Annotated in this window: 12 protein-coding genes; 6 read left to right on the forward strand and 6 right to left on the reverse strand. The window is 73.1% G+C overall.

The genetic code is table 11. The features are described 5' to 3' along the window. Positions 1 to 6 precede the first annotated feature (6 nt). Positions 7 to 2,367, forward strand: coding sequence for an RNA degradosome polyphosphate kinase (locus tag IEW03_RS01190; protein ID WP_188521815.1), 2,361 nt, complete (start codon positions 7 to 9; stop codon positions 2,365 to 2,367). Positions 2,368 to 2,390: 23 nt separating this feature from the next. Further along, the gene (locus IEW03_RS01195; RefSeq protein ID WP_229737300.1) at positions 2,391 to 3,410 is read left to right on the forward strand and encodes an NUDIX domain-containing protein; all 1,020 of its coding nucleotides are present in this window, start codon (positions 2,391 to 2,393) and stop codon (positions 3,408 to 3,410) included. 3 nt (positions 3,411 to 3,413) lie between these two features. On the opposite strand, the gene IEW03_RS01200 is transcribed toward IEW03_RS01195, so the two are convergent. The 3 genes from IEW03_RS01200 to IEW03_RS01210 form a co-directional block, all read right to left on the reverse strand. After that, positions 3,414 to 4,415 (reverse strand): inorganic phosphate transporter, encoded by a 1,002-nt coding sequence (locus IEW03_RS01200; RefSeq protein ID WP_188521816.1) that lies wholly within the window; start codon positions 4,413 to 4,415, stop codon positions 3,414 to 3,416. A gap of 3 nt (positions 4,416 to 4,418) precedes the next feature. After that, positions 4,419 to 5,039, reverse strand: coding sequence for a DUF47 domain-containing protein (locus IEW03_RS01205; RefSeq protein ID WP_188521817.1), 621 nt, complete (start codon positions 5,037 to 5,039; stop codon positions 4,419 to 4,421). Positions 5,040 to 5,411: 372 nt separating this feature from the next. Further along, a complete protein-coding gene (locus IEW03_RS01210; RefSeq protein WP_188522009.1) occupies positions 5,412 to 6,011 on the reverse strand; it encodes a hypothetical protein in 600 nt (199 codons plus the stop codon). A gap of 169 nt (positions 6,012 to 6,180) precedes the next feature. On the opposite strand from IEW03_RS01210, the gene IEW03_RS01215 reads away from it, so the two are divergent. The 4 genes from IEW03_RS01215 to IEW03_RS01230 all read left to right on the forward strand — a co-directional run bounded on the left by IEW03_RS01215 (position 6,181) and on the right by IEW03_RS01230 (position 10,568). Further along, entirely contained in the window at positions 6,181 to 7,620 is a 1,440-nt protein-coding gene (locus tag IEW03_RS01215) for a sugar porter family MFS transporter (protein ID WP_188521818.1), read from the forward strand. A 224-nt stretch (positions 7,621 to 7,844) separates the two neighbouring features. Then, positions 7,845 to 8,321: a MarR family winged helix-turn-helix transcriptional regulator gene (locus tag IEW03_RS01220; protein WP_188521819.1), complete on the forward strand. Its 477-nt coding sequence runs from the start codon at positions 7,845 to 7,847 to the stop codon at positions 8,319 to 8,321. Then, positions 8,318 to 9,934 (forward strand): MDR family MFS transporter, encoded by a 1,617-nt coding sequence (locus tag IEW03_RS01225; RefSeq protein WP_188521820.1) that lies wholly within the window; start codon positions 8,318 to 8,320, stop codon positions 9,932 to 9,934. Before IEW03_RS01220 ends, IEW03_RS01225 begins: the two co-directional genes overlap by 4 nt. A 148-nt stretch (positions 9,935 to 10,082) precedes the next feature. Continuing rightward, positions 10,083 to 10,568, forward strand: a complete 486-nt coding sequence (locus IEW03_RS01230) for a MarR family winged helix-turn-helix transcriptional regulator (RefSeq protein WP_229737301.1) — start codon at positions 10,083 to 10,085, stop codon at positions 10,566 to 10,568. Between the two features lie 37 nt (positions 10,569 to 10,605). Here the strand turns inward: IEW03_RS01230 and IEW03_RS01235 are convergent, their stop codons facing one another. From IEW03_RS01235 to IEW03_RS01245, 3 genes are all read right to left on the reverse strand, one after another. Continuing rightward, positions 10,606 to 11,340 (reverse strand): tyrosine-protein phosphatase, encoded by a 735-nt coding sequence (locus IEW03_RS01235; RefSeq protein ID WP_188521821.1) that lies wholly within the window; start codon positions 11,338 to 11,340, stop codon positions 10,606 to 10,608. Positions 11,341 to 11,376: 36 nt separating this feature from the next. After that, positions 11,377 to 11,781 (reverse strand): peptide-methionine (R)-S-oxide reductase MsrB, encoded by a 405-nt coding sequence (msrB, locus tag IEW03_RS01240; RefSeq protein ID WP_188521822.1) that lies wholly within the window; start codon positions 11,779 to 11,781, stop codon positions 11,377 to 11,379. 86 nt (positions 11,782 to 11,867) lie between these two features. Then, complete coding sequence (locus IEW03_RS01245) at positions 11,868 to 13,256, reverse strand: DEAD/DEAH box helicase (RefSeq protein ID WP_371870581.1); 1,389 nt, start codon at positions 13,254 to 13,256, stop codon at positions 11,868 to 11,870. Between the last annotated feature and the right edge of the window lie 206 nt (positions 13,257 to 13,462).

The raw sequence follows: 13,462 nt of genomic DNA on the forward strand, positions 1-13,462 counted from the left end.
GGGTGCATGACTGCGTCCCGCTCCCGCCCGCGCGACGGCCACGGCCGGTTCGCGGCCGCCACGGCGTCCGCCGAGGCCACCGACACCCGCACGCGGTCCACGGCCCCGGCCGGCCCGCGGACGTCGATCGACCCGCAGCTCGCAGCACACATCGCCGAGCACATCGCCGAGGACCAGGAGCCCGCCTCGCCGGTCCCCGCCCCCGCGCCCGACGAGCTGGAGCCGCTGCCCGCCGACCGCTTCGCCGAGCGTGAGCTCAGCTGGCTGGCGTTCAACCAGCGGGTGCTGGAGCTCGCGGAGGACACCACCCTGCCGCTGCTGGAGCGGGTCCGGTTCCTCGCGATCTTCGCCTCCAACCTGGACGAGTTCTTCATGGTCCGGGTGGCCGGCCTCAAGCGCCGCATCGCCACCGGCATCGCGGTCACCGCGGCGTCCGGGATGAGCCCGCGCCAGGTCCTCGAGGTGATCGGCCACGACGCGCACCGCCTCATGGAGCGGCACGCGGCCGTCTTCCGTTCCGACGTGCAGCCCGCGCTCGCGGCCGAGGCCATCACGATCGTGCACTGGGACGAGCTGGAGCAGCGCGAGCAGGAGCGGCTGCACAAGTTCTTCCGCAAGCAGATCTTCCCGGTGCTCACTCCGCTCGCGGTCGACCCCGCGCACCCGTTCCCGTACATCTCGGGCCTGTCGCTCAACCTTGCCGTGGTGGTCGCGAACCCGCTCACGGGCAAGGAGCACTTCGCGCGCGTCAAGGTGCCGCCACTGCTGCCGCGGTTCATCGCCGTCGACGAGCGCGGCCGCCCCAGCGCCCCGACGCCCACGCAGAAGGGCGGCACCCAGACGTCGTTCGTCCCGCTGGAGGAGGTGATCGCCCAGCACCTCGACCACCTGTTCCCGGGCATGGAGGTGCGCGAGCACCACACGTTCCGCGTCACCCGCAACGAGGACGTGGAGGTCGAGGAGGACGACGCCGAGAACCTCCTCCAGGCGATGGAGAAGGAGCTGCTGCGCCGCCGCTTCGGCCCGCCCGTGCGGCTCGAGATCGCGCACGGCATCTCGCCCCGCATCCGCGACCTGCTGGTCCGCGAGCTCGGCGTGGAGGAGGACGAGGTCTACGAGCTGCCGGCGCCGCTCGACCTCACCGGCCTCAACGTCATCGCCGACATCGAGCGCTCCGCCCTGCACTACCCGCCGTTCGTCCCCACGACGCACCGGCAGCTCGCGGAGGTCGAGTCGGCGACGGCGCGGGACGTCTTCGCCGCCATCGCCGAGCGCGACATCCTGCTGCACCACCCGTACGACTCGTTCTCCACGTCGGTGCAGACGTTCCTCGAGCAGGCCGCCGCCGACCCCGGCGTGCTCGCGATCAAGCAGACGCTGTACCGCACGTCGGGCGACTCCCCCATCGTCGACGCCCTGATCGACGCGGCCGAGGCCGGCAAGCAGGTGCTGGCGCTGGTCGAGATCAAGGCCCGCTTCGACGAGCAGGCCAACATCTCCTGGGCGCGCAAGCTCGAGGAGGCGGGCGTGCACGTCGTGTACGGGATCGTCGGGCTCAAGACGCACAGCAAGCTGTCGCTGGTCGTTCGGCAGGAGGCGGACGGGCTGCGCCGCTACTGCCACATCGGCACCGGCAACTACCACCCCAAGACCGCCCGCTCGTACACCGACCACGGGCTGCTCACCTGCGACCGCGACGTCGGCCAGGACCTCTCGCGCCTGTTCAACCAGCTGTCCGGCTACGCGCCGCAGTCGCGGTTCCACCGGCTGCTCGTCGCGCCCCGCAGCGTGCGCTCGGGCCTCATCGAGCGCATCGAGCGCGAGGCCGCGGCGGCCCGGGACGGCCACGAGGCGTGGGTCAAGATCAAGGTCAACTCGGCCGTCGACGAGGACACGATCGACGCCCTCTACCGCGCGTCGCAGGCCGGCGTGCAGGTCGACCTGGTGGTGCGCGGCATCTGCTCCCTGCGCCCGCAGGTCCCCGGGCTGAGCGACCACATCCGGGTGCGTTCCATCCTCGGCAGGTTCCTCGAGCACTCGCGGATCTACGCGTTCGCGAACTCGGCCGGTCCGGCGATCGGCGAGGGGCCCGACTCCGGGCCGGAGGTCTTCATCGGGTCCGCCGACCTCATGCACCGCAACCTGGACCGCCGCGTCGAGGCGCTGGTGCGGATCACGGACCCGGCGCACATCGACGAGCTCGTCGGCCTCGTGGACCGCTCGATGTCCGACGAGACGTCGACCTGGCACCTGGGCCCCGACGCGCGCTGGACGCGCCACGACGTCGACGCGGACGGCAACCCCCTCGTGGACCTGCAGGCGAGCCTGGTCGAGCGCCACCGGCGCCGGCCCGAGCGGGTGCGGTGAGGCCCGGCCCGACGCGGCACGCGGTGGCGGGGACCGCGTCGCCCCTCGTCGACGCCCTGGGAGCGACGTCGCTCAGCCACGCCCCGGTGATCGAGAGCGCGGGCGCGCTCGTCTGGCGGGTGCGCGACGGCCGCCTGCAGGTGCTGCTCGTGCACCGGCCGCGGTACGACGACTGGTCGTGGCCGAAGGGCAAGCTGGAGGCCGGCGAGTCCCTCGCGACGGCCGCGGCGCGCGAGGTCGCGGAGGAGACCGGCAAGCCGGTGGTGCTCGGCCTGCCGCTGCCGGGCCTGCAGTACCTCACCCCGGAGGGCCGGGTGAAGCGCGTGCACTACTGGGCGGCGCGCCGCGCCCGGCGCAAGACCGACGGGCGCCCCCTCGCCGCCCGGCACCCCGTCCAGGAGCCGACGGCGGACGAGGTCGACGACCTCGCCTGGCTGGACGCCGACGACGCCGCCGGGAGGCTGACGCGCGACGCCGACCGCGGCCCGCTCGACGCGCTGGTCGCGGCGCACGACGCGGGGCGCCTCACGACCCACGCCGTCGCCATCGTGCGGCACGGCAGGGCGGTCCCGCGCAGCGTGTGGCACGGGTCGGAGCAGGACCGCCCCCTCACCCCGGCCGGGTACGCGCAGGCCGCCGCCGCGGTCCCGGTGCTGGCGGCGTACGGCGTGGACGCGGCCGTCTCCAGCCGGTGGGAGCGGTGCGCGACCACCGTCGACCCCTACGTGCGCGCGGCCGGCCTGCGGCCCGAGTACAGCGACAACCTCACCGAGGCGCAGCACGAGCGCTCGCCCGCGCGGGTGGCGGCCACGGTGCGCGACCTGCTGGAGTCGGGGCGCTCGTCCGTGCTGTGCACCCACCGGCCGGTCCTGCCCACGGTGCTCGACGTGCTCGGCCAGCACTCGCGACGGGCCGTGGCCGACGTGCTCCCCCAGCGCGACCCCTTCCTCGAGCCCGGCGAGCTGCTGATGGCGCACGTGGCCGAGTCGCCCAAGGGACCCCGCGTCGTCGCGGTGGAGAAGGTCACGCCGCCCGTCTGGTGACCGTCAGCCGAGCATGGGGTGCAGGATCCACGTGGTGACGGCGGCGACCGCCGCGGCCGCCGGGATCGTCAGCACCCACGCGGCGCCGATGTTCTTGGCCACGCCCCACCGTACGGCGGACAGCCGTCGCGTGGCGCCGACGCCCATGATCGCCGAGGTGATCGTGTGCGTGGTGGAGACCGGCGCGTGCAGGATGAACGCGTTCGCGTACAGCACCAGCGCGGACACCGACTCGGCCACGAAGCCGCGCGCCGGGTCGAGCTCGATGATGCGGCGCCCGAGCGTCCGCATGATGCGCCAGCCGCCGGAGTAGGTGCCCAGCGAGATGGCGCCCGCAGCGGCGAGCTTCACCCACAGCGGGATCACGCCGTCGGAGGCCCAGCCGACCGTCGCGAGCGCCATGTAGATGACGCCCATCGTCTTCTGGGCGTCCTGCAGGCCGTGGCCCAGCGCCATGGCGGCCGCGGACGCGGTCTGCGCGATGCGGAACCGGCGCGTCACCCGCGACGGCGACGCGTTGCGGAAGATCCAGAGGACGCCGACCATCACCAGGTAGGCGAGGACGAAGCCGATCAGCGGCGAGAACACCATCGGCAGCACGACCTTGTCGATGATCGACTGGCCGTAGATCGGCAGGCCGCCCGCCAGGCCGGCCCCGACGAGCCCGCCGATCAGCGAGTGGGTCGAGGACGACGGCAGCCCGAACCACCACGTGATGAGGTTCCAGGCGATCGCGCCTATCAGCGCACAGAGCACGACCACGAGGGCCGTGTGGTTCGAGGCGTCCTGCAGGTCGACGATCGACGTCGCGATGGTCTCCGCGACCTCCGTGCCGAGCAGCGCCCCGACGAAGTTCATGACCGCGGCCATGGCGAGCGCGACCCGCGGCGTCAGCGCCCGGGTGGACACCGACGTCGCGATGGCGTTGGCGGCGTCGTGGAAGCCGTTGGTGTAGTCGAAGCCGAGCGCGATGGCGACGACGAGGACGACGAGAGCCGCCTCCATCGATCAGGACTCCTTGAGGGCGATGGTCTCGACCATGTTCGCGACTCTCTCGAAGGCGTCCGCCGCCTCCTCGAGGGTGTCGACGATCTCCTTCAGCTTGATCAGCAGCACCGGGTCGGTGACCTCGTCGAACATCTGCGCGATGAGCTTGCGGTGCAGCTTGTCGCCCTGGTTCTCCAGGCGGTTGATCTCGACCCAGTAGTCCTGCAGCTGGTCCATCGACCGCAGCCGCGGCATCGCCTCGGCGGTCAGCTCGGCGCACCGCTGGAGCACCTGCACCAGCTCGGAGACGCGCAGCGGCAGCTCGTCCACCTTGTACAGGACGATGAGGTCGCCGGCCTCCTCCATGAAGTCCATGCAGTCGTCGAGCGCCGAGGCGAGCCCGTAGATGTCGTCCCGGTCGAACGGGGTGACGAACGTCTGGTTCAGCCGCCGCATGATCGAGTGCGTGGCGTCGTCGGCGAGGTGTTCCGTCTCCGAGAGCCGCTCCACGATCGCCTCCCGCTCCGGGCGGGACGCGCCGAGCAGCTCGGCCAGCAGGGAGGCTCCCGCCACGTTGTGCTGCGCGAGCGTGGCCAACATGTCGAAGTAGGTGGTGTCGCGCGGTGTCAGGCGCAGGCGCACGTGACGCTCCTGTGGTCGTGGAGGCTGAGACGTTCACAGACTAGGGCGGGGCCGCACCGCGCGACCAGTTGAACGCGCGGTGAACTCCTCGCCCCGCCGGGTCACGTCGGTGCTGGTGATGAGCGACGCCGGACCGGGAGCGCCTCTCGGCGCGTGGCCGCTCGTAGCGGCTGAAGATGGAGCCCGGGGCTACCGCGGCCCGACGTCGCCCGCCCATCGTAAACCCCTCGGTCGGGCTCGCCCGAACGCCCTGGCCACACCTCGAAAATGTCGCTCGTCGGCCTCAGCCGAGCGATTCGTCGACCGAGCCTGCGGCTCCGCGCCGGGCGCGTGCCTCGTTCCTCGGCCCCCACCCTCTGCTGCACCTTCGTCTCAGTCGAGGACCCCGGCGCGCCAGGAGGCCGCCGCGTGCTCCATCTCCTCGGCGGTGCGCTCGAGGTCGGCCGCGCCGCGCGTCATCCGGTCGGCGCCGTGCGGGTCGGCGACCTCCCGCGCGTCGGCGTCGAACGCCGCGCCCGTCGCGAGGATGCGGCAGAACGACGCCGCGCGCTCCAGCGCCACCGCGAGGTCGCCGGCATAGACGCCGGAAAGCACTTCGTCGGCGAGGGTCCGCACGTCGTCGGGCGACGGCGGGCGCGGCACGCCCGCGACGGCCTCGTGCACCGGGGCGGCGTCGACGCCGAGCCGGTAGCGCAGCGTCACCGTCCGCGGGTCGCGCCGCACCCACTCGCGCAGGACGTAGAGCCGCCACAGCGCGCCGGGCAGCGAGGTCGGCGCCGCGTCGGACCACAGGCCCGCGACGACGTCGAGCCCCTCGCGCTCGACCAGGCGCACCAGGCGGTCCACCACCTGCGGGTCCTCGGAGGCCCGCGCGCGGTGCACGACCGCGCGCGCCGTCGTGTGCGCGACCTCGTCGCGCAGCGCCGGGTCGAGCGACCCGGGCAGCCGCTCGGCGTCTCGCGGGTCCAGCATGGCGGGCCGGCGCGGGCGGGCCGGCCTGGGTGCGTCGTTCATCACCTCAGTGTCTCTCCCCGCGCCCCCCTCCTGTCTTCCCCCGGCAGCACCCGCCGCGCCAGGTCGTTCGTGCCGACCTAGCATCGGGACGAGGCCCGATGCCGACCCGGCAGAATCGAGGACACCCATGTCGAGCACGTCACCGACATCAGTGAACGAGCGCAGCGCCCACCGAAAAGCCACCGGGCTGGCCGTCGCGGCCGCCGTCGGTGGCTTCCTGTTCGGGTTCGACTCGTCGGTCATCAACGGCGCCGTCGACGCGATCGAGGGGCAGTTCGAGCTGGACTCCACCGTCACCGGGCTCGTGGTGGCGGTCGCCCTCCTGGGCTGCGCGCTCGGCGCCTGGTCGGGTGGCAAGCTCGCCGACCGGTGGGGCCGGACGAACGTGATGGTCCTCGGTGCGGTCCTGTTCTTCGTCTCGTCCATCCTGTCGGCGATCGCGTGGAGCGCGTGGGACCTGGCGCTCTGGCGCTTCATGGCGGGTGTGGGGATCGGCATCGCCTCCGTGATCGCCCCCGCCTACATCGCGGAGATCGCGCCCGCCGCCATGCGCGGGCGGCTGGGGTCGCTGCAGCAGCTCGCGATCACCGTCGGTATCTTCACCGCCCTGCTGTCCGACCAGATCCTCGCCACGAGCGCCGGCGGCGCCGCGAACGAGCTGTGGCTGGGTTGGGAGGCGTGGCGCTGGATGTTCATCGTCGCCGTGGTGCCCGCCGCCGTCTACGGGATCCTCGCGGTGCGGATGCCGGAGTCGCCACGCTATCTGGTGAGCAAGGGCAAGGACGCCGACGCCCGAGCGGTGCTGTCGTCCGTGCTCGGTCCCGAGGAGGACGTCGAGGACCGCATCGCGCAGATCCACCGCTCGATCTCCGAGGACGAGGAGAACGCCGAGCTGGGCAGCCTCAAGGGCAGCCGTCTCGGGCTGAAGCCGATCGTGTGGGTCGGCATCGTGATGGCGATCTTCCAGCAGTTCGTCGGCATCAACGTGATCTTCTACTACTCGACGACGCTGTGGCAGGCGGTCGGCTTCGAGGAGTCGCAGGCGTTCCTCGTCTCGACGATCACGGCGGTCACCAACGTCGCCGTGACGTTCATCGCGATCGCGCTGATCGACAAGGTCGGGCGCCGCCCGCTGCTGCTCATCGGCTCCGCGGGCATGGCGGTGTCGCTGGGGCTCATGGCGATCGCCTTCACGCAGGCGACGGGCAGCGGCGAGAACGTGTCGCTCGACGGCGCGTGGGGCATCGTGGCGCTCGTCTCGGCGAACGCGTTCGTCGTCTTCTTCGGCGCGACCTGGGGCCCGCTGATGTGGGTGCTGCTGGGCGAGATGTTCCCGAACCGCATCCGCGCGGCGGCGCTCGGCGTCGGCGCGGCGGCGAACTGGATCGCGAACTTCGCGATCACGCTGACGTTCCCCCCGATGCTCGCGACGTTCGGCCCGGCGCTGCCGTACCTGATGTACGCGATCTTCGCCGTGCTGTCGTTCTTCTTCGTGCTCACCAAGATCCCCGAGACGAAGGGCGTCGAGCTGGAGGACATGTCGGGCGAGGCCTACCACCGCGCCTGACGGGCTGCGCCCGAGCGGCCCCGGACCGTCCCGGAACCGCGCGGACCCGTCGCCGGCCGGGTCCGACCACGTGTCGGGCCCGGCCGGCCGTCGCTCTCACCAGAACACTTGCTTGCTGCAAGCACTGGATGTACGGTGGCACCTCGCAAGGTTCTGACCCGTCCGGTCACCCCGGCCCCGGCCCACCGGCCCCGGCCACCCCCTCACTCCCCGAAGGTCTTGGCATGCCCGTTCCCCGCACGACGAGCCGCGAGCTCGTGCAGGCGCTCGAGGAGCTCTCCCGGGCCCAGCGCGAGGCCGCGACCAGGATCGCGCGCGACCTGGACCTCCCCCGCGCCGGACTGGGTGCCCTCCATCTGCTCACCCGGTGCGGTCGCGTCCAGCTCGGCGACGTGGCCGCGAAGCTCCGCGTCGACGTCTCGGTCGCGAGCCGCCAGGTCAGCGCGCTCGTCGACGCCGGCCTGGTCCGGCGCACGGTCGACGACGACGACCGGCGTGCCCGCACGCTGGAGCTCACCGACGCCGGCCGCGAGTTCGCGGAGGTGTCGTTCGACCGCATCGACGACCTCGTGGTCGACGCCTTCTCCGACTGGTCGGACCAGGACCTCGCCGACGCCATCACCCGGATCCGCAGCGTCGCGGTCGCCCTCGTCACGACCCACGACCGCGCCCAGGCGCAGGAGGAGACCCTCACCCGATGAGCACTCCCGTCAGTCCGGCCGCCGGCGCACCGACCGTCGCCGCCACCCCCGCACCCGCGATGACCCGCCGTGAGGTGCTCGAGGCGCTCTCGGGCATCATGCTCGGCGTCTTCGTCTCGCTGCTGGCCACGACCATCGTCTCGACGTCGCTCCCGCGGATCGTGTCCGACCTGGGCGGCTCGCAGCACTCGTACACCTGGGTCGTCACGGCCATGCTGCTGACGATGACGATCTCGACCCCGCTGTGGGGCAAGCTCGCCGACCTGACGAACCGCAAGGTCCTCATGCAGGTCGCGCTCGCCATCACCGTGGTCTCCGCCGCCGCGGCGGGCCTCTCGCACAACATCGAGACGCTCATCGGCTTCCGCGCCCTGCAGGGCATCGGCGCCGGCGGCCTCACCGCCCTCGCGACGGTGCTCATGGCCGACATCATCAGCCCGCGCGAGCGCGGCAAGTACATGGGCCTCATGGGCGGCGTCATGGCCGTCGCGCAGATCGGCGGCCCGCTGCTCGGCGGTGTGCTCACCGACTCGATCGGCTGGCGCTGGACGTTCTTCGTCGGCGTCCCGTTCGCCGTCGCGGCGTTCGTCGTCCTGCAGAAGACGCTGCACCTGCCCGCGCGCGTCAAGCGCGTGGTGAAGATCGACTACGTGGGCGCCCTGCTCATCGCCGTGGGCGTGGCGCTCCTGCTGCTGTGGGTGACCTTCGCGGGCGACAAGTACGAGTGGGCCTCCTGGCAGACCGCCGCGATGCTCGGCGGGGCGCTGGTCGCCCTCGTCGGCGCCGGGTTCGTGGAGCGCGCCGTCGCCGAGCCGATCATCCCGCTGCACCTGTTCCGCAACCGGACGTTCGTGCTCTCCGTCATCGCGTCGGCCGCCGTCGGCGTCGCCATGTTCGGCACCGCGGTGTTCCTCGCGCAGTACTTCCAGCTCGCCCGCGGCAAGACGCCGACGGAGTCGGGCCTGCTCACCATCCCCATGGTCGTGGGCACGATGCTCGCGGGGCTCGTCCTCGGCCGCATCATCTCCCGCACCGGCCGCTACAAGGCGATCATGGTGGGCGGCGGCGTCGTGCTGGCGGGCTCGCTGTACGGGCTGTCCACGATCGAGGTCGACACCAGCTTCGTCGTCATCGGCGTCTTCCTCTTCGGCCTCGGCCTCTCGGTCGGCGCGCTCATGCAGAACCTGGTGCTCGCCACGCAGAACACCCTCGACGTGCACGAGATGGGTGCCGGCACGTCCGGCGTCGCGTTCTTCCGGTCGCTCGGCGGCTCGATCGGCGTCTCCGTGCTCGGCGCGCTCATGGCCACGAAGGTGCAGGACGAGACGGTGGAGGGGCTGGCGGAGATCGGCGTGCCGGCGTCCGCCCTCGGCTCCGGCACCGGCGGGGTGCCCGACCTGTCGCAGGTGCCCGACGCGGTGCGCTCGGTCATCGAGTCGGCGTACTCGGACGGGATCACGCACATCTTCCTCATCGCGGTGCCGATGGCGCTCGTCGCGCTCGTCGCGGTGATCTTCCTCAAGGAGATCCCGCTCGGCCAGAGGTCCGGCATCGAGCAGACCCTCGACGAGGAGCGTGCCGAGGAGCAGGAGCAGCCCGCGCAGGCCTCCTGACGCGGCCGCGAGATGGCCCCCGGAAGAGCCCGCCCAGGCTCTCCGGGGGCCCTTCTGTCGGAATTTCACCCGCAAAACAGGGCATCGTGACGAGATCGATGCCGTGGAGACCTCCCGTAGCACCCCACGGACAGCCCATGATGGGCCCATGCACGAGGCAACCATGACGCACACGCCCGATCCGGTCACCGACCCGTTCGGTGCGCTGGAACGCGAGATCCGCGTCCTCATCCGGCGCGCCCAGTCGTCCGCGGCACAGACGGCCCGCCGGATGCACCCGGAGCTCGACGCCTCTGCCTACCCCCTGCTGGCGCACATCCATTCCAACCCGGGGATCCGGGGCTCCGACCTGGCCACGCACTTCGGTGTCGGCCGCGCGACCGTCTCCCGGCAGCTGAGCCGGCTCGTCGAGCTCGGCCTGGTGCACCGCGAGGTCGACCCCGAGGACACCCGCGGGCAGCAGATCACGCTCACCCAGGACGGGGAGGCCCGCTTCGCGAAGGCACGCGACCGGCGGGTCGAGATGTACCAGCAGGCCTTCGGCGAGTGGGACGAGGCCGACGTCGCCCAGCTCGCGACCCTGCTGCACCGCTACTCCGACGACTTCGTGCGCTGGCGGGACGCGAACTCCTGACGCCTCCCGGCGTCGCCGGCCGCGCCGGCCGACGGCCTCAGCCGGCGACGAGCCGGTCGCGCAGCGCGTCGACGGTCCCGGCGGCGCCGCCGTGGGCCGCGAACCAGCCCTCCGGCCCGCCGTCGTGGTCGTCGAGCAGGTCGAGCACCGACGCGATCGCCCATCCCGGCGCCGTGACCAGCTCGGGCGGCAGGGCCGCGAGGACGTGCGCGTCCGGGGCGGGGAGCTGCGCGGTGACGGACGCCCGGGCGAGCACCTCGCGCATGTGCGGGCCGGTCCGTTCGTAGTCGGCGACGATCGCCGCCCGGTCGACGCCCGCGAGCGCGAGGACCAGGGCCACCAGCACGCCGGTGCGGTCCTTGCCGGCCGTGCAGTGCACCAGGGTCGGGGCGTCCGCCGTCGCGACGAGCCGGACGCCGTCGACCAGGTGGCCGGCGCCCACGCCCTCGAGCATCTGGCGGTACAGGACGCCGAGGCCGGGCACGGGCGCCGGGGCGCTCGCCGCCCCGGTCGCGGCGCCGTCCAGCACCGGCAGGGGCACGACGTGCGCCGTCCCGGCGAGCGGGTGCGCGTCCCGGCTCTCGCCCGGGTCGCGCAGGTCGAGGACCGTGCGGGGCGGCCAGGCCACGTCCCGCGGGACGACGTCGCCGGCCCGCGGCGCGTCCGAGCGCAGGAGCACGCCCGGACGCAACCGGGGTGACGCCGTGGCGACGTCCCGCAGGTTGGCGAGCCGGTCGAGGGCTGGCGGAGCGCTGTGCGCCGGGTCGATCATCCGGCGACCCTAGCGCTCCCCGCGGCGACGGGCGTGTCAGCCCTCGGCCGGGGCGAACGACAGGCTGAGCGAGTTCATGCAGTACCGGTCGCCCGTGGGCGTCTGCGGAGCGTCGTCGAAGACGTGCCCCAGGTGCGACCCGCAGCGGGCGCACCGCACCTCGGTGCGGACCATCCCGTGGGACCGGTCCTCGAGGAGCTCCACCCGGTCGCCGGCGAGCGGCGTGTAGAACGACGGCCAGCCGCAGTGCGCGTCGAACTTGGTGTCCGACCGGAACAGCTCGTTGCCGCACGCGCGACAGCTGTACACGCCGGTGCGCTGCTCACCGAGCAGCTCGCCGGTGAACGCCCGCTCCGTGCCGGCCTGGCGCAGCACGGCGAACTCCTGCGGGTCCAGCTCCACGCGCCACTGCTCGTCGGACTTCGTGACTTCGTACGTCATGTGACACCTCCGTGGGACACAACCGCACCCGCGGCGCCGGTGTTCCGGCACCGCGGGTGCGGTGGGCAGCGTGACGACCGGCGCGGTCAGGCGCCGGCGCGGGGACCGCGGCCGCGGCCGCCGCGGCGACGCCGGCCACCCGGGCGGGCCGCGCCGTCGCCGGACGCCCCGGCGGGGACGGCGGCACGGGAACCGCCCTGGTGCTGCGGCGCGGGCTGGCGCGACGCCCCCTGCTTCTGCGGCGTGCGCGAGCGCGCCTGCCCCTTGCGGGACGGCTGCTGCGGCGCCGGGGCAGGAGCCGGCTTGACGTAGGCCGCGACCTCGCCGACCAGCGCCGACACGGTCGCGTCACCGGGGACGACCTGCTGCGGACGCGCGGAGATCTTCGCCTTGCGGGTCAGGTCGCGCATGTCGCCGCGCTGCTCGGGGAGCATCACGGTGACGACGTCGCCGCCCGACCCGGCGCGGGCCGTGCGACCGGAGCGGTGCAGGTACGCCTTGTGCTCGGCCGGCGGGTCGACGTGCACGACGAGCTCGACGTCGTCGACGTGGATGCCGCGCGCGGCGATGTCGGTGGCGACCAGCACCTTGACAGAGCCGGAGGAGAACGCGGCGAGGTTGCGCTCGCGCGCGCCCTGGCCGAGGTTGCCGTGCAGGTCGACGGCGGGCACGCCCGCGCCGGTCAGCTGCTTGGCGAGCTTCTTGGCCTGGTGCTTGGTGCGCGTGAACAGCACGCGGCGCCCGGTGCCCGAGGCGAGCGCGTGCACGACGTGCTTCTTCGCGTCGGCGTCCGCGACGGCGAGGATGTGGTGCGTCATCTGCGGCGGCGGCGCGGCGGCGTCGTCGACGGAGTGCGTCACCGGGTTCTTGAGGTAGCGCTTGACCAGCACGTCGACCCCGTTGTCCAGGGTCGCGGAGAACAGCAGCCGCTGCCCCACCGCGGGCGTGCGGTCCATGATCCGCTTGACGCCGGGCAGGAACCCGAGGTCGGCCATGTGGTCCGCCTCGTCGAGCACGGTGATCTCGACGTCGTCGAGCGTGAGGTGCTTCTGGCCGAGCAGGTCCTCGAGCCGGCCCGGGCAGGCGATGACGACGTCGACGCCGGCGGCGAGCGCGGTGACCTGGCGGGACTGGGCGACGCCGCCGAAGATCGTCGTCGTCTTCAGGCCGAGCGTGGCCGCGAGCGGCTCCAGGACGGCGTTGATCTGGTTGGCGAGCTCACGCGTGGGACACAGCACGAGCGCACGGGGCCGGCCGGCCCGGCGGCGCGGGCGGCCGGCCGCGGCGGCCTTGGCGGCCGACGTCGCGAGCCGCGTCACCACGGGGAGCGAGAACGCGAGGGTCTTGCCGGAGCCGGTGCGGCCGCGGCCGAGCACGTCCGTGCCGGCGAGCGTGTCGCCCAGGGACGCGGTCTGGATGGGGAACGGGGTGGTGATGCCCTGGTCCGCGAGCGAGCGGACGACAGGGGCGGGCAAGCCGAAATCGGCAAAGGTAGTCAACAGATGGGCCTCTCGGGCTGGGGACGTGCTGAGACGTCGGGTCGGGGTCCGCCGCACGCAATCCGGGGGGATCTCCACGACGCGGGGCGCGCGGTCGCGCAGCCTCCGGCCCCCATTGTCGCACGCCAGCCGTCCGGCCCGCGCCCCGGGTGACCACCCTCACCACCACCGGCCCGGGCGCG

The organism is Isoptericola cucumis (genome assembly GCF_014635665.1).
In the GTDB taxonomy this organism is placed as follows: domain Bacteria; phylum Actinomycetota; class Actinomycetes; order Actinomycetales; family Cellulomonadaceae; genus Isoptericola; species Isoptericola cucumis.